The sequence below is a fragment of the Microbulbifer maximicatervae (SeqCode) genome (assembly GCF_052468295.1).
Genome location: NZ_CP174340.1, coordinates 184,699 through 211,275 on the forward strand (window position 1 = coordinate 184,699; position 26,577 = coordinate 211,275).

The 26,577-nt window shown below is 43.9% G+C and carries 24 protein-coding genes and 1 pseudogene; 5 read left to right on the forward strand and 20 right to left on the reverse strand.

All coding sequences use genetic code 11. The features are described 5' to 3' along the window. Nucleotides 1-58: 58 nt before the first annotated feature. The 4 genes from nuoC to ACJJIQ_RS01080 form a co-directional block, all read right to left on the reverse strand. Nucleotides 59-1,864 (reverse strand): NADH-quinone oxidoreductase subunit C/D, encoded by a 1,806-nt coding sequence (gene nuoC, locus ACJJIQ_RS01065; RefSeq protein ID WP_445363427.1) that lies wholly within the window; start codon nucleotides 1,862-1,864, stop codon nucleotides 59-61. 36 nt (nucleotides 1,865-1,900) lie between these two features. Further along, a complete protein-coding gene (locus ACJJIQ_RS01070; protein ID WP_282934025.1) occupies nucleotides 1,901-2,548 on the reverse strand; it encodes an NADH-quinone oxidoreductase subunit B in 648 nt (215 codons plus the stop codon). Between the two features lie 18 nt (nucleotides 2,549-2,566). Beyond that, a complete protein-coding gene (gene ndhC / locus ACJJIQ_RS01075) occupies nucleotides 2,567-2,980 on the reverse strand; it encodes an NADH-quinone oxidoreductase subunit A (protein WP_444906223.1) in 414 nt (137 codons plus the stop codon). Nucleotides 2,981-3,881: 901 nt separating this feature from the next. Next, entirely contained in the window at nucleotides 3,882-4,151 is a 270-nt protein-coding gene (locus ACJJIQ_RS01080; protein WP_445363428.1) for a hypothetical protein, read from the reverse strand. 109 nt (nucleotides 4,152-4,260) lie between these two features. Here ACJJIQ_RS01080 and ACJJIQ_RS01085 point away from each other — a divergent pair. Continuing rightward, a pseudogene (locus tag ACJJIQ_RS01085) lies at nucleotides 4,261-5,229 on the forward strand (IS30 family transposase). 310 nt (nucleotides 5,230-5,539) lie between these two features. On the opposite strand, the gene ACJJIQ_RS01090 reads toward ACJJIQ_RS01085, so the two are convergent. Together ACJJIQ_RS01090 and ACJJIQ_RS01095 are read right to left on the reverse strand one after the other, a co-directional pair. Next, the gene (locus ACJJIQ_RS01090) at nucleotides 5,540-6,013 is read right to left on the reverse strand and encodes a hypothetical protein (protein ID WP_445363429.1); all 474 of its coding nucleotides are present in this window, start codon (nucleotides 6,011-6,013) and stop codon (nucleotides 5,540-5,542) included. Next, nucleotides 6,010-6,204: a hypothetical protein gene (locus ACJJIQ_RS01095; protein WP_445363430.1), complete on the reverse strand. Its 195-nt coding sequence runs from the start codon at nucleotides 6,202-6,204 to the stop codon at nucleotides 6,010-6,012. The genes ACJJIQ_RS01090 and ACJJIQ_RS01095 overlap by 4 nt, the downstream gene beginning before the upstream one ends. Before the next feature lie 521 nt (nucleotides 6,205-6,725). Between ACJJIQ_RS01095 and ACJJIQ_RS01100 the strand changes: the two genes are divergently transcribed. Then, entirely contained in the window at nucleotides 6,726-7,667 is a 942-nt protein-coding gene (locus tag ACJJIQ_RS01100; protein ID WP_445362153.1) for an IS1595 family transposase, read from the forward strand. Between the two features lie 311 nt (nucleotides 7,668-7,978). Here ACJJIQ_RS01100 and ACJJIQ_RS01105 read toward each other — a convergent pair whose 3' ends face one another. Further along, nucleotides 7,979-8,848, reverse strand: coding sequence for a LysR family transcriptional regulator (locus ACJJIQ_RS01105; protein ID WP_445363431.1), 870 nt, complete (start codon nucleotides 8,846-8,848; stop codon nucleotides 7,979-7,981). A gap of 113 nt (nucleotides 8,849-8,961) precedes the next feature. Here ACJJIQ_RS01105 and ACJJIQ_RS01110 point away from each other — a divergent pair, with 113 nt between their 5' ends. Next, nucleotides 8,962-9,381 (forward strand): DoxX family protein, encoded by a 420-nt coding sequence (locus ACJJIQ_RS01110; protein ID WP_445363432.1) that lies wholly within the window; start codon nucleotides 8,962-8,964, stop codon nucleotides 9,379-9,381. Nucleotides 9,382-9,786: 405 nt separating this feature from the next. Here the strand turns inward: ACJJIQ_RS01110 and ACJJIQ_RS01115 are convergent, their stop codons facing one another. Continuing rightward, nucleotides 9,787-10,050 carry a hypothetical protein gene (locus ACJJIQ_RS01115; protein WP_445363433.1) on the reverse strand — a complete coding sequence of 88 codons (264 nt, stop codon included), beginning with the start codon at nucleotides 10,048-10,050 and terminating at the stop codon, nucleotides 9,787-9,789. A gap of 417 nt (nucleotides 10,051-10,467) precedes the next feature. Between ACJJIQ_RS01115 and ACJJIQ_RS01120 the strand changes: the two genes are divergently transcribed. Then, complete coding sequence (locus ACJJIQ_RS01120; protein ID WP_445363434.1) at nucleotides 10,468-11,877, forward strand: YdgA family protein; 1,410 nt, start codon at nucleotides 10,468-10,470, stop codon at nucleotides 11,875-11,877. Nucleotides 11,878-12,651: 774 nt separating this feature from the next. Here ACJJIQ_RS01120 and gcvA read toward each other — a convergent pair. Further along, nucleotides 12,652-13,581, reverse strand: coding sequence for a transcriptional regulator GcvA (gcvA, locus tag ACJJIQ_RS01125; RefSeq protein ID WP_445363435.1), 930 nt, complete (start codon nucleotides 13,579-13,581; stop codon nucleotides 12,652-12,654). 91 nt (nucleotides 13,582-13,672) lie between these two features. On the opposite strand from gcvA, the gene ACJJIQ_RS01130 reads away from it, so the two are divergent. Continuing rightward, nucleotides 13,673-14,422, forward strand: coding sequence for an SDR family oxidoreductase (locus tag ACJJIQ_RS01130; protein ID WP_445363436.1), 750 nt, complete (start codon nucleotides 13,673-13,675; stop codon nucleotides 14,420-14,422). A 44-nt stretch (nucleotides 14,423-14,466) separates the two neighbouring features. Here the strand turns inward: ACJJIQ_RS01130 and ACJJIQ_RS01135 are convergent, their stop codons facing one another. The 11 genes from ACJJIQ_RS01135 to ACJJIQ_RS01190 form a co-directional block, all read right to left on the reverse strand. Beyond that, on the reverse strand, nucleotides 14,467-14,700 hold the full coding sequence (locus tag ACJJIQ_RS01135) for a DUF5062 family protein (protein WP_413664607.1): 234 nt from the start codon (nucleotides 14,698-14,700) through the stop codon (nucleotides 14,467-14,469). A 1,004-nt stretch (nucleotides 14,701-15,704) separates the two neighbouring features. Beyond that, on the reverse strand, nucleotides 15,705-16,331 hold the full coding sequence (locus ACJJIQ_RS01145) for a class I SAM-dependent methyltransferase (protein ID WP_445363437.1): 627 nt from the start codon (nucleotides 16,329-16,331) through the stop codon (nucleotides 15,705-15,707). 787 nt (nucleotides 16,332-17,118) lie between these two features. Further along, nucleotides 17,119-18,054 carry a hypothetical protein gene (locus ACJJIQ_RS01150; RefSeq protein ID WP_445363438.1) on the reverse strand — a complete coding sequence of 312 codons (936 nt, stop codon included), beginning with the start codon at nucleotides 18,052-18,054 and terminating at the stop codon, nucleotides 17,119-17,121. Between the two features lie 804 nt (nucleotides 18,055-18,858). Further along, entirely contained in the window at nucleotides 18,859-19,257 is a 399-nt protein-coding gene (locus ACJJIQ_RS01155) for a hypothetical protein (RefSeq protein ID WP_445363439.1), read from the reverse strand. Nucleotides 19,258-19,438: 181 nt separating this feature from the next. Continuing rightward, nucleotides 19,439-20,164, reverse strand: a complete 726-nt coding sequence (locus ACJJIQ_RS01160; protein ID WP_445363440.1) for an SMI1/KNR4 family protein — start codon at nucleotides 20,162-20,164, stop codon at nucleotides 19,439-19,441. A 552-nt stretch (nucleotides 20,165-20,716) separates the two neighbouring features. After that, complete coding sequence (locus tag ACJJIQ_RS01165) at nucleotides 20,717-21,130, reverse strand: hypothetical protein (RefSeq protein ID WP_445363441.1); 414 nt, start codon at nucleotides 21,128-21,130, stop codon at nucleotides 20,717-20,719. A 97-nt stretch (nucleotides 21,131-21,227) separates the two neighbouring features. Next, on the reverse strand, nucleotides 21,228-21,740 hold the full coding sequence (locus tag ACJJIQ_RS01170) for a CbrC family protein (RefSeq protein WP_445363442.1): 513 nt from the start codon (nucleotides 21,738-21,740) through the stop codon (nucleotides 21,228-21,230). Between the two features lie 573 nt (nucleotides 21,741-22,313). After that, nucleotides 22,314-22,826: an SEL1-like repeat protein gene (locus tag ACJJIQ_RS01175; RefSeq protein ID WP_445363443.1), complete on the reverse strand. Its 513-nt coding sequence runs from the start codon at nucleotides 22,824-22,826 to the stop codon at nucleotides 22,314-22,316. 107 nt (nucleotides 22,827-22,933) lie between these two features. Then, nucleotides 22,934-23,416 (reverse strand): YcxB family protein, encoded by a 483-nt coding sequence (locus ACJJIQ_RS01180; protein WP_444895001.1) that lies wholly within the window; start codon nucleotides 23,414-23,416, stop codon nucleotides 22,934-22,936. A gap of 656 nt (nucleotides 23,417-24,072) precedes the next feature. Next, nucleotides 24,073-24,717 carry a hypothetical protein gene (locus tag ACJJIQ_RS01185; protein ID WP_252084862.1) on the reverse strand — a complete coding sequence of 215 codons (645 nt, stop codon included), beginning with the start codon at nucleotides 24,715-24,717 and terminating at the stop codon, nucleotides 24,073-24,075. 746 nt (nucleotides 24,718-25,463) lie between these two features. Then, nucleotides 25,464-26,090 carry a hypothetical protein gene (locus tag ACJJIQ_RS01190; RefSeq protein WP_445363444.1) on the reverse strand — a complete coding sequence of 209 codons (627 nt, stop codon included), beginning with the start codon at nucleotides 26,088-26,090 and terminating at the stop codon, nucleotides 25,464-25,466. Nucleotides 26,091-26,577 lie beyond the last annotated feature (487 nt).

The window sequence follows — 26,577 nt, forward strand, 5'->3', positions numbered from 1 at the left end:
CCGTGCACTTTTCTACTCCGCTGCTATACGGCCCTGTGCGTGCCGTAGTTTTTTATTGTTATCTGTCCACATCCGCCATGACGAAGTCGATGCTGGCAATAATGGCAATAAGGTCAGCAATCAACAGTCCGTTGGACATTAACGGAATCATTTGCAGGTGTGGGAATGAAGGGGTGCGAATTCGGGTCCTGTATGAGGTGGTCCCCCCATCACTAATGATTTGGTAGCTGTTGATTCCTTTAGTGGCCTCAATGGGATAACACACTTCGCCGGCTGGCATTACCGGTCCCCAGCTGTTATTCACAAAGTGCTGAATTAAAGTCTCGATATCCTCCATGGTGCGGCCTTTTCGTGGAGGGGTAGTCAAAGGGTGGTCCGACTTATAAGGGCCTGCAGGCATATTTTCCAGGCACTGGCGGATAATCCGCAGGCTCTGCCATATCTCGTCCACCCGGACCCGGCAGCGGTCGAAACAGTCCCCACCATCGTAGCTGGGAATCTCGAACTCGAACTGATCATAGCCGCTGTAAGGGCGTTTCTTGCGCAGATCCCAATCCAGGCCCGTGGCGCGAAGGCCTGGCCCGGTAACCCCCCACTCAAACGCCTCCGCCGTATCGTAGACACCAATGCCGCGGGTGCGGCGTTGCAGGAGTTTATTTTTAATGACCATGCCGTCGTAATCGGCTAATCGTGCGGGCATATAGTCGAGAAAATCCCGCACCATCTTGTCCCAACCCTGGGGTAAGTCCTGCGCTACACCGCCGATACGGAACCATGCCGGGTGCATCCTGCCGCCGGTAATGGCCTCAACTATTCCAAACAGTTTTTCCCTATCGATAAACATATAGAACACGGGAGACATCTGCCCCACGTCCTGGGCAAAGGTGCCAAAAAATACCAGATGACTGGATATGCGGAAGAACTCGCACATCATCACCCGTATCATCTGTGCGCGTTCAGGGACCTTAATGCCGGCGAGTTGCTCCAGTGCCATCACATAGGGCAGGTTGTTCATGACACCGCCGAGGTAATCGATACGGTCAGTGTAGGGCACATAGGTATGCCAAGCCTGGCGCTCGGCCATCTTCTCCGCACCGCGATGGTGGTAACCGATATCTGGCACTGCATCGATAATCTGTTCACCATCCAGCTGAAGGGCTACACGGAATACCCCGTGTACACTGGGGTGATTCGGGCCCAGGTTGAGGAACATAAACTCTGAGTCTTCATTACTCCTGGCCATGCCCCAGTCTTCCGGCCGGAACAGCAGGGCGTCTTGTTCTTTGCGTTCCTTCTCTTCTGACAGACTAAATGGGTCGACTTCGGTAGCTCGGGCGTGATGATCCTTGCGCAGTGGATGCCCCTTCCAGGTCAGGGGCATCATGATTCTCTGTAAATGGGGATGACCGGGAAAGTCGATACCGAATAGATCCCACACTTCCCGTTCATACCAGTTGGCATTCTCCCAAACGGCAGTAATAGTCGGTGCGCTCAGATCACTCTCGGGAAGAGCCACCTTGATACGAATAAATAAATTGCGGGTAAATGAAAGTAGTTGATATACCAGGGTGAAATCGCTGGAAGGCTGTTTTTCGGTTCCCTCCCCACGGTTGACCCGCAGCCGTTCGTCGATAGCACTCAGGTCATACAGCATTTCAAATGGCTGGGCGATATCCCGCTTGAGAAAGAGCAAAAGAGGGATCAAGGCATGTTTCTCGATCCACAGTGTGGGCATATCATCACAGTGTGGCTGCCACCAGAACGAGTGAAGCTTGTATCCGGTGTCGAGATCCCGAATAAATGCCTCTGCTGCTTTCCTGTAGGGAGTTGCTGTGTGGACAGTTTTCGCAATTACGCCAGTCATTGGCTATTCCGTTGTTTTTTTCTTATTCCATGAAGCCTAAACACTGTCGGGCGCACGTAGCATGTCAGCTTTCATACGTTCCTCCCTATGGAGATCACGCTGACTGGGCTTTGGAACCTTGTGAGTTCCTTGATCATCCACAACCCAGCTGAAGGCTCGTCTCTCCGCAGCCACCGACTTTTGCAGCAAGGTCAATCCCTGCAGTAGGGCCTCTGGGCGTGGTGGACAGCCGGGCACATAAACATCGACCGGGAGAAACTTATCGACCCCCTGAACCACACTGTAGATATCGTACATACCGCCGGAATTTGCGCAGGAACCCATGGAGATGACCCAACGGGGCTCGATCATTTGCTCGTAGAGTCGCTGTACCACTGGTGCCATTTTCAGGAAAACTGTCCCTGAAATTACAATCAAATCCGCTTGTCGCGGGGTTGCACGGATGACCTCAGCGCCAAAGCGGGAGATGTCGTGGCGGCTGGTGAAGGCGGTGGCCATTTCTACATAACAACAGGACAACCCGAAGTTAAATGGCCATAGGGAATTTGAACGGCCCCAGGAAACCAGTTCTTCGAGTTTGGTAAGGAGAATATTTTTTTCTAAATCTTGAGTGCTTATTTCTTCAGAAGGATTGCCGTGTTCGGTAGCAATCAGGTCGTCGGCTTTGCTCAGCTTCCAGCGCATTATGAATTCTCATTGTTGTTATTGGGGTTTTTGGCGTTTCTCCAAACTCTTCTGGTATCCGCCCCAGTCAAGTGCACCCAGGCGCCACAGATAAATAAGCCCCACCAGCAGTATCACGATAAATACGGTGGCCTCGATAAACCCGAGCAGGCCAGTTTCATAAAATGCGATGGACCAGCTAAACAGGTAAATCGCCTCCAGGTCGAAGACGATAAACAGGATGGCAACAAGGTAATAGGCGACAGAGAGGCGCAGACGCGCATTGCCCTGGGAAACAATACCCGACTCATAGGGCTCATCGGTAGCCGGATCTCTGCGTTTTTGACCGAGAAAATAGGAAAGGCTGAGCATTAAGGTAATTAGGGCAAATACGGCCAGACAATAAACAATCAATGGCCAAATCTGAGGAGTGAACTGATCCGGGTAATTCAACTTCGCTCTCCCATGTTTCTGCGGGCGAAGCCCGTATCAATCACTGGTCTTGCAGTAAAAGGGCAAATCAAGAATTCTGATTTTGAGGGTGCTCTCACGCAAGAAGAGATAATTTGAAAAACGATTATTGCTTTTCTGAGAAATTTTTTAGTTGTCGGTAATCCTATTCGCTTGTCTGATTTATAAATCGTTGCGGGAGATAGCGCCAGTGGTGCGAAGGAACGTTTAATTCTTATGTGTATACTTTTTATTCGGTAGGGTTATGTAATGTCTTGCGACAGCTGAATAAATGAAAATGTGCGCCAGTTTTCAGAAGATGAAGGAGGGTCCTATTGCTATTAAACTATTCCTCTGATTAAAAGCAGATCGGTATTTTAGGGATACGCTGTACTGGAATTAGAATGTGATGTTATTGATTTGTTTGGCACCTAATAATTCCATCATAGTGCACTCCACTTGCGGTTCTGTATGGGACCTTCCACTTGTTATGAGTGAGGTAGTTTGGCCAAGCAAGTACATTTATCCAATTCTTCTCAGTATTTCTAACAAGGTACACATCGCTTGCGTTACATTGAAGTTTGTACCTACGGAACCCTTCTTCTATTACGGAATAATCCCGCCCCTTAAATTGAACTTCAGAGTCTCCCCAATGGCCATCTGAGCTTTCAAAGCTTACATCGGGGTTGTGGATTTTTATAATGCCAAAGAGGATTGTGATTCCTAAAACCAAAATTAATAAGCAAATTGCTCTTATTGTCATAGTAGTCATTACTTGCGTCTGAGTACCTTTTAGTCTCTTTTTAGGCATGCTTTCGGCGTGGGTCTATAGTGCTTAACTTCTATAAGAATTGTAATATACAAGCAGTTTGTTGATTGGCGACAATGATTTACTGTGTGTTGATTACTTGCGAATTACAAGGTCACCACCACTAAACTGAATTTTCTGTCCTTCGAAGATAACTTCCTCCCAGTTATCAGGGTTCGACGACTCGTTTTCATGTACCACTAAGTAGCAAAAATTTGGATTTTCAGTTTTGGGTAAACTACTTACTAGTGAACCTGCGCTGATACCATACTTTTCGCATAGTTCAAGCTGTCCTATCGCTGACTTTACCTGAATTAAAATGCCAATATGCTCTGCTTTAAGTTCTATCGATTCAAAGTCATTCACCGATTCTAGCTCGGTTAAATATCTCTTGGTTTCGGATAATAAGTGCAATTGGTAAGGGAGGGCTCAGCTGGTAGAGTCGGCACCTCTCCCGACCAAGAGAAAGGCACAGATGAGCTACTACCAACTGAGCGAAAACGAACGATACCAGATTTACAGTTTAAAAAAAGCCGGACACTCTCAAAAAGCAATAGCAAAACTGTTAGAGAGGGACCCCGCGCCGATCAGCCGAGAGCTGCGACGCAATACAGGCTTGCGAGGATATCGCCCAGAGCAAGCACATAAGCTTTCGGAGCTTAGACGCCGGCAAGCGTATAAGGCACAGAAAGTGACTGATGGAGTGTGGCAACAAATAATCATCCTAACCCGGAAAGAATTAAGTCCTCAGCAGACTGCAAGCTATTTAAAGAGACATACAGGTGTATCGTTACATCATGAGACGATCTACCAACTTATTTATTTAGATCAGGCAAATGGCGGAGACTTATATAAGCATCTTAGGATTGTATCAAAGCCCTATCGTAAGCGCTACGGTAAGTATGATCGACGCGGAAAGATCAAAAACAGAGTGAGCATAGATGAACGACCAGCGGTTGTTGATCGAATGAATCGGATAGGTGATTGGGAAGGTGATACCGTTATAGGCAAGGGGCGTGGTGGAGCTTTGCTGACCATGGTCGAACGCAAGACGTTATTTACTGTTATTATCAGATTAACAGGTAAACGATCAGGCTTATTGGCTGAAGCAGCGGTTAGTCACATGGTGAGCTTCAAAGATAAAATCAAAACAATTACCTTCGATAATGGTCTTGAATTTGCTGGTCATGAAACAATTGCAGAAGGCTTATAAGCTAATATTTATTTTGCTCACCCTTATTCATCTTGGGAGAGAGGGATTAATGAAAATACTAACGGCCTCATCCGGCAGTATTTTCCAAAGGATACCGACTTTAATAAAGTAACAGACGAGCAGGTTCAATTTGTAATGGATCGCCTGAATAGTAGACCAAGAGCGAGTCGGGGTGGAAGGTCACCGAATGAGTTATTTGTGGGGCTGCAAGATGATCTACTTGCGGTATAAAAGGATTGCACTTAATAGTTGAAACCAAGCATATTGCTTCTTTTTCTTCAGATCTTTATATGGATTATTTAAACCATTTATTTCTCCATATCTATCCATTGTTAACGTCCTTAAAGCACTTCCTATGCATCATAGCGATAATGGGTTTTTATTGAGATTTTCTGATAACTGAATTGAAGGGAATGAAAAAATCGAGTTCAACATCCATCCATAAAATTGAAAAAACAAAATAAATAAAAGGTTAGTCAAACCCACAATGACTTTCATGTTGAAAATTTATTGTCGGCTGGCTTAGATATACTTACTGTTATTAATTATAAAAATCAAAATGATAATCACCAAAACATTTTGGTAATATTTTCTCACTGTTTAAATGGATTCTAAGTAGATCACTTTCTGGTAAAGTTACTGACATTGAGTGCCAACCTTCATTTATTTGTCGTTCAAAAATCTTCCCTTCATTCACAAGTTGATTATAATTGTAATCAAAAAAGTACCCAGCACCACAAATACAGAGCTTTCCATTTGAGCTAAAAACCCATCCCTTTGATGCTTTCTGATTAATAAAGTTTGTTTCACAATCAATTACAACTTCAATCTTATAATCATCTGGCTCAAGATTTAAAATTGGAGTTGCTATTCCCTTAACGGTTATAATATCTGCAGACTCATCACTCGTTAAAAAAGACATAATATCGTTCTTTATATCTCTTTGCTGACAAAATTCCTCTAACTGCTCAGGAGAAAAAATAATAAAACCACCCAATTCTGAAAATAATCTCATGTTTCACATTTCCCATGTTTCATCTGCATTTTAGTTTGATGCCATGATTCTAATTTACTAAATGCTTCATTTGGTGTTACATCTTGTGCTAATACTTCCCCAGTACTAGGGATCACTAAATTACCTTTGATAAAATCAACATCTTTAAGGCCTGCTTTACTTGCTGAAATTAACTCATCACCATGGATCATACGCTAGAAACCCGCTCTTCTTCAATAAAGTGAAGAACATTCAGCGGCTTGGAGCGACTCTTCAAGCTCTGGAAGCGTTACGCCTACCTTTTTTTCTTTTGCGTCTAACGTCCTCGGGTTCCGCATCTATTTCCGCAAGAGATACCTTCAAATCCCTCAGCCAGGAGAGCTGGATATGGCTCGAGTATGAGAAGAAGTAGATATGTTGATCTGAAAGCATAAGACTAGAGAGAACTAAAGGAATGGAATAAGTGTGTCAATCACCGTGCTGGACGTTAAAGGCAACCAAGTAGGTAAATATACTGACAAATTAAAATGGGGCGAAAATCATTAAGAAACTGGCTGAGTGTCTGGAATGCTGTAAGCGGTGACGCGCATTGGTGCGTCCAATCTACAGTATTTTTGTTAATTATGTTTACGAGTGATTATGTTATATCGATTTTCCTAATTACCACTCTTGCTAAGTTATGCGTAACTGTATATAAATACAGCTATCTCGTTGATCTGCAAGGGAATACGCCATGGCTCGCAACAAGGTACAGTTTCAGAAGGGTATTAGTTTGACCCAATTCCTCAAAATGTACGGCAGCGAGGAACAGTGCTTCGATGCACTGTCGCAGTGGCGTTGGCCCAATGGCTTTAGTTGTCCTCACTGCGGGCATGACAAGCATTGCGACCTCGCTTATCGCAAGCTTAAGCAATGTAACCATTGTCGGCGTCAGACATCGATTACCTCTCGTACAATTTTTGACTCCACGAAGCTCCCCCTCACCACCTGGTTTCTCGGTATTTTCCTGATTACTCAGGATAAGAAGGGCATTTCCTCTATGGAGCTATCTCGACATCTAGGTATCTCTTACAACGCAGCATGGCGTATGAAGCAGAAACTCATGCAAGTGATGATGGAGCGAGACCAACGATACAAACTGTCCGGTTTTATTGAACTAGATGATGCCTATCTCGGTGGTGAGCGTACTGGATGCAAGCCCGGGCGCGGAGCCAAGGGTAAAACTCCCTTTGTGGCGGCCGTTGAAACAACCAAGGAGGGACGCCCAACCCGTATTAAGCTCTCAATTATCAAGGGCTTCAAAAGCAGTGAAATTTCAACCTGGAGTAAAAAGTACCTTTGCAGTGGCAGCACAGTCATCTCAGATGGTCTTCCATGCTTCAATGCCATTAAGGAGGCCGGTTGTGTACATGACAAAATTGTTTGTGGTGGTGGCCGAGCTTCTGTTGAAGAGCCTGAGTTCTATTGGGTAAATACAGTACTTGGTAATTTAAAGAGTGCGCTACGTAGCACTTACCATGCTATTAGGCCGAAATATGCACAGCGCTATTTGGCAGAATTTCAATATCGCTTTAATCGGAGGTTTGATTTGTCGGCACTCATTCCAAGATTGATTTACGTCTCTCTTCGGACACCACCGATGCCAGAAAGGTTGCTAAAAATTGGCTTAGCATAAGTGGTAATTAGGTCGATTTTTAGGTAGCCGTTATCAAGGGCTACTAACTAAACATAATCCATAAAAGGTACCATAAACATTTGGTAGTCCTATTTAACTACAGACTGATAATTGTGATCATTGGTCTGTCCAATGCCTGATGTGATTAATTTGTCTAGAAGTCTATCTTTACCATTTTCCATAGATCATCGCATTTCTCCATTAGGTATTGTAGTGCATATTGGCAAAGGGTTTAGCGACTCCGCGATTAGGATATTCATAAATTTAGACGGGCCAATTCGGATTTCTTGGGCTGTATAGAAATATTTAAATCATTGAACTTTATAACTTTCCATTTTAGTTATTAAGAAGCCCCAAAAAGCCTTGATACGTGCTGTGTTTCTCAGATCCTTATTAGCCAGAATCCACAAGGATGAGTTGTACTTAGCATCCAATCGATAGAGTTCGACAAGATCATACGAATCATCAGTTGGTAGCAAAGCTATTCCTTGATCATTAAGCGCAGCGTTCAATGCTGTAGTGATAGAATTGCAATATATGGATTTAGCGTTGTGTTTAATTCGTTTCTGATACCAGAGCACTGCTGGGTTATCTAAGTGCACGTAGTCAATAGCTGTTAGGTGTTCAATTTCGGACAACTTGAAAGGAGCGTTATACCCTCTAGCCTTCAAAAAGTCTTCAGAGGCATAGATGCTTAAGTTTACATCTCTCATTTTACGTGCAATAAGGTTTTCCGGTGCTGTATGACTTGCCCTAATGGCAATGTCCGCATCGCGATGCTCGATATCCAGAGCCTGCTCACTTTCAAGGATCTCAAACTCAACGTCGGGGAATGGCCTCCGGAATTCACTAACCCACTCGGGCAAAGTGGTCGTTGCCATTGTTGAGGGTGCGGTAACACGAATTAAACCTTGAACTTTGTCATGTTGCAGAGAGCTTTGAATGAGGATGCCATCGGCCAATGACTCCATTCGCTTGGCACTATCCAAAACAGTTCGTCCCGCCTCAGTCAGTTGGTAGCCGCGACGACTAACAATAAATAGCTGCGTTGAAAGCTCGCTTTCAAGCTGCTGGATCCGCCTCCACACAGTGGTTGAATTAACATTCAACTGCCTAGAAGCCGCCTTTAAGGTTCCTTTCTCTGCAAGCGCGATAATGACCTTCAAATCGTTCCAATCCATATCACAAACCTGACGTTGCATTCATGCAATACCAGTTTGCCTTTTTGTCTATATAACTGCAATAAGGGAACACCTAATCTGTGCATGTTATTCAATGAAACAGGATTCCCTTCATGAGAAAACAAGCAGTCATCTTTTATGTGGTCTCTTCTTTGTTCGCAGTGCTTATGGCGGCATCAGGCATGTCCAAACTATCTGGGCAAGAGGACCTCGTTCAGGCAGCGAATGAACTAGGCTACCCCCTATATTTGTTGAAAATCTTAGGTACCGCCTATTTGATCGGCGCGATTGTAATCCTTCAACCAAAGTTTGAAACACTTAAACAGTGGGGATATGCAGGTTTCTCCATCGCTTTGATCGGAGCTGCGGGATCGCACCTGTTGGCTGGGCAAGCGCTCAGCACTGCTTTACCAGCTACTGTCCTATTGGTCGTTTTAGCGGTTGTGGTAACTCTGAATGCAAAACTGACTCGCCTTAACCTTTCTATAGGAGAAGACCTCAACAATGTCTATCAATCTCAAAGAGAAATTTAAGAAGCTAATTAGATGTGACTTTTCTGGTGTTTGAGATAGAAAGACTGTGATGCGGTGCACTGATTGATCTGGCCCAATTAACAATCAAGAGGAATGCTTTTCCATGAATGATGGTAGTGTCGTGTCACTGTGGAAAACGATTTCATTTGACTTGATTAAGGATAACGCTAAAGAAGGCGCAAGCGATTCAGGTTGAGCAAATTGAATTGCTTGACCTACACCACTCATTGAAAACCAAGGGTGGTAAACCCTCTATTACGCGCTATGGTTATTTACCCGGGCGAACAAAGTTGGGTTAGGCGGTATTAGTGTTAATATCCTGAAAGTTCAAGATCACTTCGGTTGAGGCGATATTTTGGCGGCCTCTGTGATCAACAGGACCTATTGCTGTATCTTATTATGCCTTTAAAGCCCACTGAGGTAGCCCCACAACTTGCCCCAGCGTTCTAGTTTTTCTTCGGCACTTAATAGTCTTGGCTTCACTTGAACAGGTTTGCCAATTTCATTCATGTCGTTCAATATGTTGAGATTTACCGCTCCGCGAAGCTGACTATTTATATCGCAGCCTACGGCTAACAGTTGATTACAACTTTTACAATGATAGAAATTAGCGAGCTGATCCCCATTTTGTCTAGTTGAAATTCCATCTCTAATGAAAATTACTAACATATTTGGATCACTAATAATGCGTGATGGGTTAGCTTGACAATAATTACAATCGCATACGCGTGGATTTAAACCTTCGAGTGGCCCAGTAAACTGAACCTCAAATCGTCAACGGTTACATTTACACGATCCTTTAAAGAGCATAAGAATTTGTGCCAATTACAGTTGAGCAAGGCGTTTGCATTGTCGGTGAGGGAAACCTCCCCCTTTGCCATCACGGGCGTCAGTCAAGATAGTTAATGTGGCGGGTTTCATAGAGTCCGCTTTACATATTGTTGTTGTGGGACGCCCGTTTTGTAGTTTAGAGCGAAAAGAATAAATATTTTACATATTCACTTACAGCTAACTGTAAGTATGAGATAATAATAGCAATAATAGACTTATTTCCCATCATCATATTTGTAGTTTGGATTTATCTTAATGAAAAAAGTATTAAGTGTATTGCTTCCGGCAGCAGTGCTTACCGGTATTGTTGGGCCTAAAATAGTAGGTGCTCAGCTCGAGTCATCCATTGATGAAATACTCGCTACTGCGAATAAAAATTCGGCATACACGGTTGAAGTAAAAAACATGGATTCATCCTGGTTTTCAACCCAGGCCACCTTTTTGGTGAGCATGGATGTCAATGCTTTCGCGGATATACCAGTTACCTCTGAACTTGAATCTTTTTCTGTAGAAGTGGATTTCAGTGCTTCCCACGGCCCCTTTCGCTTCGGTGAACATGCCGGTTTCGGATGGCTTGGCTGGACGCTAGAAGTCGCCGGTGATCAATTGCGTGAACATTTGGTTTGGGCTGAGGAGGCTCCTTTTTATCAGGTCCATGGCAATATGAATGCCTTAGGTAGTTATTACTATAACGATAGCATTACACCATTTACTACTGATGTTGAGGATCAAAAAACTCAGTTAACTTTTAGTGGTTTTCAGGGTAGTGGGCAATATCAGGATGAGCAACTAACTTACCTGGGGAGCGCCGATAGCCTTACCGTTACTTCCGAGCTAAGGGACGTTAAGGTTGAAAGGTGGACTGTAGATATGACCATACCTTCCTCCCTTGAGGCAATTTTTGAGAGTGCTTTTTATGATTCTGATACAACAATTAACCTTGGCGCCATCAAGTTAAATGATAAAGAGCAGGAAGAAAATGTTGACATTGCTGATCTATATATAAAAGCCAGTACTGAACTCAACCCAGAAAATCAGCTGGGGAATATGCAAGTTGCCTATGGAACTAAAAAGGTCGATATAGCTGAATTCCACGGTGAAGATCTGGCTCTTGAGCTTGAGGTCACCAATATCAGTCAGGAATTTATGAAGTCTTATCAGGAGTTTGCCGTCTCACTCAATAAACTACCTACGGAAGAAGCAACTGCTAAGACAATGGAGTTTATGAGTGAAAACTTGCTATCTTTAGTGGTTGGCGAGCCTCAACTGAACATTACCAGCTTACGTGGAACTTTCCCACAAGGCAGCTTTAACAGTAACCTTCATACTAGCTTAGTTGGCATCAGTGCGTTACCCGAGCAACCGCTAGATCCGGCTTTTTGGCTGTCACATACCTTAGTTGACGGAGAGCTAAGTGGCGATAAAGCTGTGATTGAATTTATTGCCGTACAAGTGATGAAAGCTAAATGGAAAAATAACCCTCAAACTCAAGGTATGAGTGAAGAGCAACTGGAGCAAATCGCTGCTCAACATGTGCCGACCATATTAGCGTCTCTTGAACAGCAAGGTTTGTTAGTGTCTACCAATGACGGCTACATCTCAAATGTCAGCCTGAAAGACAGCGAGCTTAAGGTGAATGAAAAACCTATGCCGCTACCGCTTTAGTAGATATTAGCCTTTTGTAATAGAAGTGGCTTATCTTAAGCCACTTCATACTTCCCCTTCTCTTGTTACCCTTCCAAGGCTGGTGATTTATTTGTTTTCCTGTTTTAACTGTGTTGCCAATAAAGTTGGACATAAGTTAGTGTTGTAGACGGTATAATCGCAATAATATCTCATCTAAACATTGCTGCCCCGTGGTTATCATGAGCTCATATGTGACTCTCTAAATACTGATGATGTAGTTATTAAATCAAAGCTAAGTAATAATAAGTATTAAAGCTTGGGGTGCTCTATTTTTAATTTTAGTATTTTTTTGGTAAGTAATTATCAATATATTTAGATTGCGAAAGATCGCTTTGTTGATATCTTTAGGGTGGGGTATTGTTAGAGCTCTATTTTCAGTTTTTTGATTTCTGATTTGCTAAATTTTCTACCTTCAATATCACATGTATCCCTTACTTTATTCATGTGTTCTCCGTTCGGCATTTTACACTTGTGTATATAATGTGTGTATTTAGCATTGTTGGCACCTAGCAAAACATGTAGTGCTGAGTCTGGTGCCTAATCAAGTTACGTGACCATGACTTTTTGCTTTTGCGGATTTTAAACATTATTATTTTCAGAACTCCTTGCATCAATTAGCTACGAGACCGCTGGATCAATATTTCCTGAAAATATTTTACTTGTAGATGGATTATTTCCATAAGACTATTAACGCTTGGGGTTATCGGTAAAGCTTTGCCGTGTCCAGCTAATTGATTGTTGTTAAGCGATACCTTATCTCTCTCCGGACTTGCGTTGAACAGATTGATTTACCTCGCTGAGTATAAAATTACGAAAAGCCTGTACTCCAGGACTATCAAGTTTTTCGTATGGGCAGACAAGATAATAAGAGAAGTTGGAATCAATACTTACATCGAATGGTTTTACGATTCTTCCAGATTTTAAGTCATCCTCGATTAGCGATATTCGGCCCAACGCAACGCCTTGGCAGTTTTCGACTGCAATTGCGAGAGAGTTACTATCATTCATGACGCTACCTGATCGCGGATTGACATCGTCGACCCCGGCTGCTTTGAGCCAGGATGCCCAATCGTCGAAATTATCTTCATGCAGTAAGGTTTGATGCTTGAGGTCGGAAGGCACTTTCAAAGGATTTTTGCCGTTAAGCAGCGAAGGGTGGCAAATCGGGCTTAAATCGAGCGGCAACGAAAGCCTGGTCACTGAGCCTTGCCAGTTTCCATCACCAGCTCGAATGGAAATATCGACACCATCGTTAGTGAAATTGGCAAGAGCCAGGGTATGGTGAACATTCAACTGTATATCAGGGTAGGCTCTCCAGAAGTTACCTAACCGCTGTATTAACCATTTGCTGGCAAAACTGGGGGTTACGCTCACGGTTACCACCGGAGATTGACTCTCGGCTTTGATGAGGTGGAGCGTATTTTCGAGTCGATCAAAACATTCACTGGCTTCGGATAACAGCTTTTTCCCAGCATCGGTCAATGAAATCGACTTTCCCGCACGATGGAACAGTTTTACACCCAGTCTCGACTCCAAATTTCTCACTTGGTGACTGATCGCCGTTTGCGTAACGCTCAACTCCTTCGCAGCATCGGTAAAACTCATATGCCTTGCCGCAGCCTCAAACCCACGCAAGCCGGCCAAAGATGGTAAAGATCGTGTTTTGGTATGAATTAAACTCATAAGTACATGTAATTATATCCTTTTGAGGCCACTTTTAAAGATCGTATATTGATCTTTACCCATGAATTATTTGCACTAAGAGGATAGCGTAATGTCCGAAACAAAAGTTGCTATTATGACCGGAACTGGTCAGGGAATTGGTGCCGGCTGCGCCCGCGAAATGGCTAAGGCGGGTTACAAGGTCTCGTTGATGTCCCCTTCCAACCGCAGTGTTGAACTGGCCAAGGAATTAGGTGGCATAGGGCGGCAGGGTTCGGTTCTCGAAACCGCAGATCTGCAAGCAATGGTCGACGACACGATGCAAACCTATGGCCGTATCGACGCCGTCGTTAGCAATATGGGCCATGGTGGCGGGGTGCCGGAAGAAATTAAAACAGTAGGGTTCGATCCTGATTTCAACGGCCCCCTGCTCGAGCTAAGTGATGATCTCTGGCATGAGAGCCTCGATATGTACGTGCTCAATGTCGTCAAGCTTGCCCGTATCGTCACGCCGATTTATATCGAGCAGGGGGGAGGGGCATTCGTCAATATTTCTTCAATGAATACGGTTGAGCCGAGAGCGCCTTATCCGATGAGCATGCTGCGTGGCGCTTTACACAGTTTTGCCAAGCTCTATGGTGATCGTTATGCAAGATACAATATTCGCATGAATAATTTAATGCCGGGCTTCTGTGAAAACGTAAACCTGTCGGAGTTTGCCCGCAGATCCATACCCGCACAGCGCACTGCCACGTTCGAAGAAATCGGGCAGACCTGTGTCTTTCTTGCTTCACATGAAGCCCGATACATCAATGGGCAAAGTATCTTGTCTGATGGCGGTATGAATCGGGCGGTTCGCTAGACACTAGCGACTACTTGATTTAGTTGAAAATCCTATTAGAGCGCTCAGTACTTTGAAGCCCAAATTGCCAACCTATGCATGATTGCCTTCTGTGATATCTTGTCTTCTGGAAGCGGTTGAATTACTTTATCGTGAACTAAAAGACGGTAAATATATTCGAGTTTCTCGTGAGCTGAATCGGTAGCTTCGAACTCGACAACTCCTCGCTTGGTGCCATATGCAGTACCGAGTGCTATAGCCTTTTTCACTAACTCTTTTTCGTTTTTGAGTTTCTTCATTATTATGTCTCAACGAGGTTGTCGATATTACGCACCTACCGTTTTTAGCAGAGGGAAACTGCGGAACCGCAGGTCTAGTAATTTTTCAGCTTACCTAAATTTGTTAAGGACTGAACCTCGGCACTAACTCTCCAAGTATGCCCCAACAACCGATTCTAATTCTTGAACTAACTCTGAGTCCATGTACTTGTATTCATCTGGGATATCTAAGACATGAACTGGCTTATGATCCAGGATTCTAGAGAATTCTGCTATTAGCCTATTTTTATGCTTTTGTTCCATGACGAATATCACGTCAGCCCAGCGAACATCCGCTGAGCTGACTGTTTTTTTAGCTCGCGGGCTGGTACCCGCAGATTTAGCGTTGAAATCAGGGTGTTTTCTCCAAATGGCTTCAGCTGTAGGACTACGCCACTGATTCCGGCTACATATGAATAAGAGATTTCGCATATCTTAATCTTTCTCAGGAAGCTCAGTATTTAGGATTTGAAGCATAGTTCGCTTGGGGTACTCGATCCCTAATTGCTTAGCTCTACGAAGCTTTTCAGAGCATGTATACATCAACTTCCAGTTTTTCTCCGAAATCCTCGGCTTTCCAATTCTAGCACTATTCTTATGGGGCTTAGCTTTGGTCTTGGATCTTCTCGCAGCCCTGCTTCTTAAATCATCCATTATTCTTTCCTCTATCAATTATCGGGTTCAGCAGCCGCGATAAAACGGAGAGGACTCCTAATCTTGCGTGTGTTTAACACCTGGCGTGATGACGAAGCACACAATGCTAAGTCTAGCAGCAAATTGGTACACCTAGCATGGGTATGGACTAATGGAGTTATAGCCCACTGTAGAGAGATTACCGTTCAATGGATTCCATTAAATGCTAACTACTAGCGAATGGCAACTGCAGCACTGAGAGATCTTGTGGAGAGGAAGCCGCTAGTAAAACGGAGGTTCATTACGGATAGAGAACCGCCAATTGCGGAGCCGCACGATGGGTGGAATGGGGGCTAGAAACTACCGGCTACCCGATTTAGATTTTTTTTCGCCACGATGGAGAATATATGCCAATGATGCGGTGTACCATCTGTAGTTTCTCCTGAAAGGTCATGTTCAGTCCACTTTAATAGCTCAAAGTTACTGAGGTATTTTCTTATCTTCGATTCATTCATAACTAGAGTATCACTCCAAAATGCTTCCTTATCATACTCAGGCCCAGCCATTGTGTCTTTCGGCCCTAGGAATGAACCACAAAAGATTCCACCCTCTGTCAAAGAGTCAGTTATTTTCAACCAAACTGACTCAAAATCTTTTTCAGGACAAAAGAAAAGACTGGCATCAGCAACTACCAGCGAGGACTCAGGATAGTCAAAAGTATTAAAACTATCCTTTGATAGAATAACCTGCTCATCATCTTTGAATCGTTTACGACATCTAGATATAGATTCATTTTCGATATCAAAGGCATGAACTGTGAAATCTTTACCGCGCAAATAAGCGATATCTGATCCTGCTCCACAGCCACAATCAATAGCAACCTTTCTTCCTTTTACTTCGCTAAGAGCAAAAATTAAATCTTCTCGAGTATCACTGTGTTCTGTTGAGTCATAATATTTGGAGATTTCTCTCGTTGACATTCCCTATCTCCGATAAGCAGAAAATCTAACGCCGCCAACAGCGGCCGAGCGTAGCGAGGTCCAGCTCCCGAAGGGGGGATGCTACTTGGCCTTGGTATGCACAGTATGGGCGTGGACCAATCCCCTGTAGGAATATCATTGCTGAATGGGATCCATTAAATGCTAACTACTAGCGAATGGCAACTATAATACCGCGAGGTCTTGTGGAGACGAAGCCGCTAGGAAAATACGAGCTGACGAATAGAAATATCCTATTAGGCTTAGTCTGTAGGTGAGGTAGCCAAGAACACCGAAGTCGGGTGATCTAATGGGTAGAGTCAATGATGCAGTAGTGTAGTGAAAGTTCACGTTCTTATCTGGGGGGATCTGTTTAGTTTGCTGCTGTGAAGCTGTCAGCGTGGCCGTTGACTCATAAATAGGCCCACTCCGCTAGCCACTATCGTGAGGATAGAAAAAAGTGGTGGAACACAGCAACGCCTTAGTCAGTAATGGTCAAGGTGATTAAACAGGAGTCATCAGACGGCATAGTAGCCAAATGCCAAAATTAATACCTTGGACACGGTGAAGGTCTGAACCTAAATCCACGAGCTAAAAGACAGGGCTAGCCCATCGATATGTTTCCAGTCGGCCAAAGTTGAGGTAGCGCACTGCCACGACACTCAGCTCAAATGAAGAGCTACTTGATACTATCGTTGGGTAGAGGTTTATTACCGGTAGGTAACCATCCATGGCGAACCCGTACGATAGGTGTTGGCGGCCGATAGCTAGATACTACCGGCTACCCGATTTAGATGTTGCCTTGCACAAATGCTAGGAACTCGCTATGTACAGCCCCATTGGTGCCATGGCCAACGCCTTTAAAAGTACGAAAAGTCACATTTGCTCCATACTTTTTGTAGGCTTCTTGGGAATTGCTCCAGCGTTCTGGGTGAATCGATTTACCCGTAGTTTTATAGATTACCAAACGTTCTTCTTCTGAGTATGCATCATCATATGCGACAGCATCATTAGTGTCATTTTCACCCATGAATAGAAATTGTTTAATAGTCAACCATTCATCTAGATTAAAATTTCTACCTGCTATTTGATTGAAATCATTTATGCCTAAGGGGTACTTCAGGCTATGACTATCAAGTGAGGCTGTAGGCAACATCAATGTACCGTTAAGCCCTCCAGCAACAACTATTTCAATAATCTCGGGATGTAACAGCGAAAAGCGATTTGCAAATGTTCCAGATGCCGAAAAACCAGTCAGTATGACTCCATCCTGGAGCTTTAACGAGCGTTTATGCAGTATATCGTTTGCATTTTCAATCATTGCTTTAAGTTGCAGATCTAATCTCTCGAAAGGTACGGACTTCGCGAGCATAGAATCTCTATCAAGTGCGTGGGTATAAACTTGCCATGCCGACTCAGGCCGAGGAAATACCGGCATCAATATGGGGTAGGACAACTTCTTAGACAACCACGGTCCAACTGTATTACCTATAATTGCTTTTTTGGCAGCTTCAAGATGGATATCATAATCATCAGAAACCTTTCCTGTGTTATTGGTTTCGACAATCAAAAAGGTTTTATCCTGATTTGACACCACTTCTGGTAGTTTTATCAGGTACGGGTAATTGAACCCTTTATCTGGATTTGCTGGAATTTGCATTAACTCAGCAGAGTGGCTCACATTAGCCATAACAGAAAGAAAAAATCCAATTACTATTATTTTCAATTTTATTCCTCTCAGTATGCTCGTACATCTAATGCCGTCATAATCGGCCGAAAAACTGCGCATCGGTTTGAAGGTCGTGGGCGATGGCCTTAGTACGCCGAGCATGGACGTGGACCAATTAGGTGAAAGTCCCCTGTGGTAGATCACCATTTAATGGATTACATTAAACGCTAACTACTAACGAATGGCAACCGCGACACCTGAGGTCTTGTGGGGAGGAAGCGGCTAGTAAAGCTATGAGCTGACGAATAAAAATATCCTATTAGGCTTAGTCTGTAGGTGAGATAGCCAAGGACACCGAAGTCGGGTGATATAATGGGTAAAGTTAATGAGGCCGTTGTGTAGTGAAAGTTCATGTTCTTATCTGGGAGATCTGTTTAGCTTTCTGCGGTGATGCTGTCAGCGTGGCCACTGACTCACAAGTAGGCCCAACTCGCTAGCCTCCAAGACGGGGGTAGGAAAAAGTGGTGGGGCATAGTAGCGCTTCGGTCAGTAATGACGAAGGTGGTTAAATAGAAGTCAGCCGACGGCATAGTAGCCTAATGCCAAGATTAATACTTTGGACAGGGTGAAGCCCTGAACCTAAATCCACAAGTTAAAAGGAAATGCTAGGCTACCGATATATTTCCGGTCGGATAATGTTGAGATAGCGCGTTTCCATGACACTCTACTCAAATGAAGAGCTGCTCGACACTATTTCTGGGTAGAGATTCCTTATGGATAGGGACCTATTCATTGCGGACTTGCCTGATCGGTGGTATGGGGCCGGTAGCTAGAAACTACTGGCTATCTGGTTTGGTATATTTATTCCTCTTCTGAAATGTCGTAACACGATATAGCAAAGTCTATATCAAGTTTCGCTATTGCGGACAACTCTTCCCTGTTAAAACAAAAATTGCATTGATCTTTATAGAAGTAACCTGCATAAATTCTTGTCTCTTCAGCACCACATCCATATAGCTTTTTAAGGTTTACTTCGAGGGTCCGAATTATCCACATTAACCTGTTGTCATATGGTATTTCAGCGGGAACTTCGAGCTGAGCAGTACCATAGGGAACAGGCTTACCTCGATAGGGGCCCCTCGGGGAAATCTCTCCAAGCTCTAATTTATCTTGAAGTCTAAGTCCTGTGACATTCTCTGCCTCTTTTGGAGAAAATTTTTCTCCTCGAAGTAGAACACTCAATCTAAGTTCGGCGATCATTAATTCAAGTTCCTGTAAAAGACGCTCCGCAAATGGATAGACAGATAACTATAGTCCGTTGCCATGACCCTATCGTAGGGTAGAGCCTCACTACGGATAGGGAGCCACCCATTGAGGACCAGCAAGATGGGTGGTGTAAGGAACGGTAGCTAGAAAATACCGGCTACCCGATTTAGGGCTTTCACAACTCAACCTCTGTTAGTTTGGCCATAAAGTCATTAAAGGAACTTGCCACTGGAATAAATTCATTTCTCGACAGTTCGAACTCGCAATCTTCAGGCAAACCTTCTAAATTGTTTATGATTTGAAATGGTTCAAATTGAGCCAATTCATTTGTTTTTTTTACTTGGGCTCGATCAAAGCCATATCTTTCTAAAGTATTTAATAGTTTCTGGTCGTAGTAGCAGTAGCCAAACTTCTCTAGCATAAATTTACGTCCAACTATCGAATACATGTAATTGTCATAATAGTAATAGACCTGACCAAAATCTCTTTGGTCAGTGGATATTGCAAAGAGACTACCACATGATTCGTCCTCGTATGCAAAAGACATCATATTGTTAGGAAGAACATCAAAATTTTCTTTAGAGTTTTCATTAGAGGCAAACAGTTCTGGCCAGTATAAATTTGAAGGTTTATTACCATCAAAACGGTCATACCAAACGCCAAAAATACCCGCCACATTTGCCTTTTGTATGAATGGCAAATCAGTTTTAAGCTGGATTCCAATTTCCAAGTCTTCATCATTAGGCGAAAATAAACAGCCGTTTGTTTCTTGTAGAAAATTGCCATATTCACTTGGAAATTTTTTGTATCCAAATCTATCTTTAAGGCGATTACTAATGTCTAAAATATCATCTGGAGTTAACGAAGGAAATTGAGGTATTACATCTATATTCTTGAACATATTTAGATTTCTTTGAAGTGCCCTAGAACTTTTAGTATGGAGCTTCAGCTGCGCCCCGTGCTTAAACTTGGTACGCCCAACATGAGCGTGGAGTAATGATGTGAAAGTTCACTGTAGATGGATTACCGGTTAATGGGTTCCATTAAATGCTAACTACTAGCGAATGGCAACTGGAACATCGGGAGGTCTTGTGGAGAGGAGGCAGCTAGTAAAGCTACGAGCTGACGAACAGAGACTTCCTATGGAATGGCCTGGAGGCGAGGTGACCAAGGACACCGAAGTCGGGTGATCAAGCGGGTAGGGTCAATGATGCAGTTGTGTAGTACAAGTTCACGTTCTTATCTGCGGAGATCAGTTTAGCTCGCTTCTGTGAAGTTGTCGGCGTAGCCGCTGACTCGGAAGTAGCGTACCGCAGTGATACTCTACTCAAATGAAGAGCTGCTCGACTCTATCACTGGGTAGAGATTCATTACGGATAGGGAACCGCCAATTGCGGACCCGCACGATGGGTGGTGTGGGGGGCCGGTAGCTAGAAATTACCGACTACCCAATTTAGGCATTTTTCACGGCCTCTATATGCTTTTTTAGTCGTATATCTTGACTGCGAGGACCATTGACATTATGCCATGGGCTAGGCTGAGCTGAGCAGTTGAACTCAATAAACCAATCGGGCATTCGCAGTACAAGGTACTTATGGAGAAGTTCACGAAAGTACTCAAAACAGTCTTCACTATATTGGTTTTGCTGACTGATTTTCGCTGCCCACCCTTCCGTAGGAAATAACCCTTCATGCCGCAAGTATTCAATAAAATCTAGCCACTCATCTTCAGCTCTTTTCTCTCCATAAGCATCTAGTAAGCATGACTCATAGCCTCTCACAAACATTTCTAGATCCAGAAGATTAGCTTTTTGACCTACTTGCCCCAAGGTCCCGTTAAATCCGGGCCCTGGATGCTCTAGTGACATTATATAAATTCTTTTTATGAGCATACCTATCAATACCTAACGTCAATAGCAAGCGGCCCGTCTTTTGGCGTCGCCTAGGCTGTTTTTGTTATGAGTTTTAGTTTGCATCCCACACCCAGTATTTATTACCTTCCAATGTAAACAGGTAAACCAAGACATCACCGGCATCTTTATAACTGTTCAATTTCTTTTCTGGTAGTCTTTCCCACAGCCATTCGATCTCTGACACTTCCTGACCTTCCCCTGAAAATGACTTTAAAAAATCGTCCTTACTTTCGAAATCTTGCTTTGATGCAATTCTCTCGAAAACAGGAAACTCGCCATTTACTAAAGGCCAGGTAGTTTCCTGCCAAGTGGGTAACGCTGGAGTCTTATACATTAGAGTGGCCGACTCTTCCGAGTCATCGTCGTAGTATTGGTTTGCTTCTATTTCTAAGTCGATTAACTTTCCAGACTTGAGACAATCTTCGCAAATACAGTCAATTTCATTGATGCCGGTGTAGCCACCAGTGTCAAACCAAACTCCTACTTTGCTACAGATAGAACATGGTTGCGGACTGTCTACTAGAAGTGCAAACCCCTCTGGATCTCTAAAGTATCTGAATTCCATGCTCATACTCATAACGACTACATCAGGGGTGGATGGGGCGCAGCGTAGGCTGTTCCGCGAAGGGCCGAAGGCCCGTAGCAACCTACTTGTACTTGGTACGCTCAACATGGGCGTGGACTAATGATGTGAAAGTCCCTTGTAGGAAGCATACTATTTAATGGATTCCATTAAATGCTAACTACTAGCGAATGGCAACTGCAACACCGCGAGGCCTTGTGGGGAGGAAGCTGCTAGCAAACTACGAGCTGACGAACAGAAACATTCTATAAGGCTTAGCCTGGAGGCGAGGTGGCCAAGGACACTGAAGCTGGGTGATTTAGCGAGTAGAGTCAATGATGCAGTTGTGTAGTGAAAGTTCACGTTCTTATCTGGGGAGATCGCTGTGAAGCTGTCAATGTGGCCGCTGACTCTAAAGTAGCGTACTGCCATTATACTCTACTCAAGTGAAGGGCTACTCGACACTATCGTTGGGTAGAGATTCATCACGGATAGGGAACCGCCCATTGCGAACCCGAACGATGGGTAGTGTAGGGTCGGTAGCTAGAAACTACCGGCTACCCGATTTATGCATTTCTACCCATTTACTTGAGAATTATATTTTTTAAGTGCTGACATTATATCCTTGTCGGGATTTTCCATCCCCTTGTATATCAGCAGCGCCTTTTCACAATGCTTCTTTGCCTTGGCAAGGTTATAGGTTAATTGCTCTTTATCCGCATAAGCATGGCATAGATGATACTCAGATTCATAATGGCCAAGAGATACAGCTTTTACCCAGTATGAAACCGCTAGCTTTTGATTTTGTTTAATTCCGAAACCAAAGAACTTTAAGTACCCTAGATTATTTAGCACATCGACTTGTAAACCCTGAAATTCTGCATCAACATTTTTCAGATTAGATAGCTTTTCCCAAGACCTAGCAGATAGTTCATAGTCTTTATTTCGATAATGGCATGTACCTGTGTAATACAATTTTTCGGCAACATTTGAAGACTCCTCTAAGCCGATAGATTCTAGTCCGCAATCTTCCTTTGATAATACAGGTGCCGAGAATAGAACTAAAATTAATAATATTGAATTTCGCATGATTTTTCCAAAAATTACACAAAGAAAGCTATCTGTTGGAGGCCCGTAGGGTCGGGAAGAGCTGATTCGCCTTGGTGCGCTAGGCAAGATTCTAATTTTTATTGAAATCAATGTTTACCCTTAATCTTGGTAACTATCTCATTAATTAACTCAGCTGGTAATAACGATTTAGACAAGTACTGCTGCCCCCCAGATTTAGCCACCAAAATAAGACCTAAATCGGTTTCAATAATACGCTCGATATCTGCCCACAACAGAGCTGTTATCGTATAAGGATTCTGGGTCTGGATTCCATCCTTATCTATGGTTAATTTCACTTCACTACCGGCACTTTTCCCAAGCATCTGCCGTGCTAACCACCAAGCTCGTCGATATCGAATGTGAATCAGTTCCAGCACACCTAATGCAATTAACGTGCAACTTGCGATCTTAGGTTGCTCAGTAAATAACAGTAATCCCGCACCAGAAGATAATAGTAATGTAGGAAGAAGATAATTGGGCTTGACATTATTTCCATAGGGTAGAGATTGATCATAGCATTCGGCAAGGTAATCTCTGGATAAGGTAAATTGAGTACTAAAAGGCTTCATAAAAACAACCTATTGTGTCTGGTAAATTTGTCGTGGCACTACAGTGAGTGTCAGGATGATCCTTTAAGCTAATGTCAAATACGCCACATTTCTCAATAAGGCCTGGACTTAGCCTCACATAACGCCTTTAGCAACGGCAAATTACGGAGTCGAAGGCGTAGTAATTTGTCCGCTTGCCTAAATTTGGCACACCCAGCATGGACGTGAACTAATGGGGTGAAAGTCCCCTGTAGGAAGATCACCGTTTAATGGGCGCCATTAAATGCTAACTACCAGCGAATGGCAACTGCAATACCGTGGGGTCTTGTGGGGAGGAAGTCGCTAACAAAACTACGAGCTGGCGAACAGAAGCATCTTATATGGCTTGGCCTGGAGGCGAGGTGGCCAAGGACACCGAAGCGGGTAGAGTCAATAATACCGTTATGTAGTAAAAGTTCACGTTCTTATCTGGGGAAATCTGTTTAGCCTGCTGCTGTGGAGCTGTCAGAGTGATCGGTGACTCAGAAGTAGCACACTGCCATGACACTCAGCTCAAATGAAGCGCTGCTCGACACTATCGTTGGGTAGAGATTCATTACGGATAGGGAACCGCCCATTGCGAACCCGCACGATGGGTGGTGTGGGGGCCGATAGCTAGAAACTACCGGCTACCCGATTTATAGCTTTATCACAAATTTGTCAGACTCTAGCTTCTTCGAGACAAGGTCAAAAACTTTGTAGCGAAGTTCATCTGACACTTGAACAAGCAAGCCCAACGTCTGTTTATCTGAGAAATACTCGTACTGGATGATTTTGTTTAATCCAGTATCAAGGCACTCAAGGGTTGTTCCATCGGTGGCGCTGACACAAGCGCTTACCCCTTCAGATTTAGGGCTAATCTCCACATATATGTAGTCGGATGTCGATTCATTTGTTTGGTCATCATATGTTCTAAGAATGCGATGATTAATAATTTGAGAGCTATTATCCGGAAGTAACCATGTAGGTTCCTCTCCGATTTGACTTAAGAAAAGCAGGTTTCGAAGGGTTCGGCTATATCCCCCAGACTTTAAAACACCGTCACGCTTTGAATAGACACGTATATACTGGATTCCTTTGTCTCGAATTGTTTCTACATCTGAAAGCTCGATTATTTCTTTAGTTTCTTTGTCAGGAGTTGCGATTTCTATCGCATTTCTCCTTGTGTTTTTCGTTATCTCTTGAAAGATAAAAAAAGCCCCAATTAATGAAGCAATCAATAAGAGTAGAAAGAGTATTGAGTTAACTCTGTTGATTGTTAGAAATATCTTATTATTTTCCATATCTATCCTTGGTTATAACGACCACAAAAGGGATGGCTGGAGCGTAGCGTAGGCCGTCTTGCGAAGGGCCAAAATCCCGCAGCAACCTGCTTGTACTTGGTACGCCCAGCATGGACGCGGACTAATGGGTGAAATTCCCCTCTAGGAAAATCACCATATGATGGGCGCCATTAAATGCTAACTATTAGCGAATGGCAACTGCAATATCGTGAGGTCTTATGGGGAGGAAGCCGCTAGCAAATCTACGAGCTGACGAACAGAAACACCCTTTAGGCTGAGCTTGGAGGTGAGGTGGCCAGGAACAGCGAAGCCATGTGGTCTAACAGGTAGAGTAAATGATGCAGTTGTGTAGTGAAAGTTCACGTTCTTATCTGGGGAGATCTGTTTAGCTTGCCGCTGTGAAGCTGTCAGCGAGGCCGCTGACTCATAAGTAGGCCCAGCCCGCTAGCCACCAGTGCGGGGATAGACAAAAGTGGTGGGACACAGCAGTGCTTCGGTCAGTAATGATCAGGGTGATTAAATAGAAGTCAGCCGACGGCATAGTAGCCAAATGCCTAGATTAATACCTTGGATAGGGTGAAGGCCTGAACCCAAACTCGATGAGTTCAAAGACAGGGCTAGTCTACCGATATGCTTCTAGTTGGATAAAGTTGAGGAAGCGCAAAGCCATGACACTCAACTTAAGTGAAGAGCTGCTTGACACTATCACTGGGTAGAGACTCATTACGAACGCCCAAAGCAGCGGTTTATCCGCTGTCTTTGTTTGTTATAAGGCGTTTCTCTAATTTAGAAATGGCCTTTAAAACCATCTCCCTATTTTTCGAAGTCTTCAACCACTTTGGAAGTCTGGTGAAATAAGACCACTTTGTACCATCCCCTTCTCTTAATTGAGCAGAGGTATATAGTTTGAGCTGTTTCAAATGAGTTGCCCCATAAGCCCAAACAGTGCCATGACGAGTATCTTCTTTTAAAGCTAGCTCTAGGCCAAAAAAAGGATCAATAGCATGATCAGTCGGTTCGGTACGAGTGAACTTTAAAGATACTTTATTTTCTGATTTGCATTGGGGGCATTTAGATTTCGTAGATTCGCCATTTATTTTGCTCGCATCATCAAATACTTTCTCTACTCGTACCCACTGATGACCGCATGTACCACAGGGACGACGCCCCATTCCTAGAACAGGTCCGTGCCAACCATCACGATCTGTTTGTAATGAATGAGAACAACCGTGACACAAGAATGTAGCACGCCAATCTTTCCAGTATGGATTTCCGCTGACAACTCCAACCTCATTACACTTAGGGCACACAGCTTCAATTTCTGTTGCCCAATGTAAAAGAGGAAACCCTTCATCTAAATATCTAGTGTTCATGATGTCCTAGGCTTATAACGCCGACTACACAGGCGAGCAGAACGCAGTGAAGCGAGTCCAGCCGAATGAGCTTTTCGCATCTGGCGATTGTGCTGGCCCTTGGTACGCCCAGTATGGGTGTGAACTAATGGGGTGAAAGTCCCCTGTAGGAGGATCACCATTTAATGGGCGCCATTAAATGCTAACTACTAGCGAATGGCAACTGCAACACCGTGAGGACTTGTGGTGAGGAAGCCGCTAGTAAGATTACGAGTTGACGAAAAGAAACATCCTATAAGGCTTAGCGTGGAGGCGAGGTGGCCAAGGACACCGAAGACGGGTGATCTAGCGGGTAGAGTCAATGATGCAGTTGTGTAGTGAAAGATCACGCTCTTATCTGGGGAGATCCGTTTAGCTTGCTGCTGTGAAGCTGTCAGTGTGGGCTCTAACTCATAAGTAGGCCCAACTCGCTAGCCACCATACCGAGGATAGACAAAGTGGTGGGGCA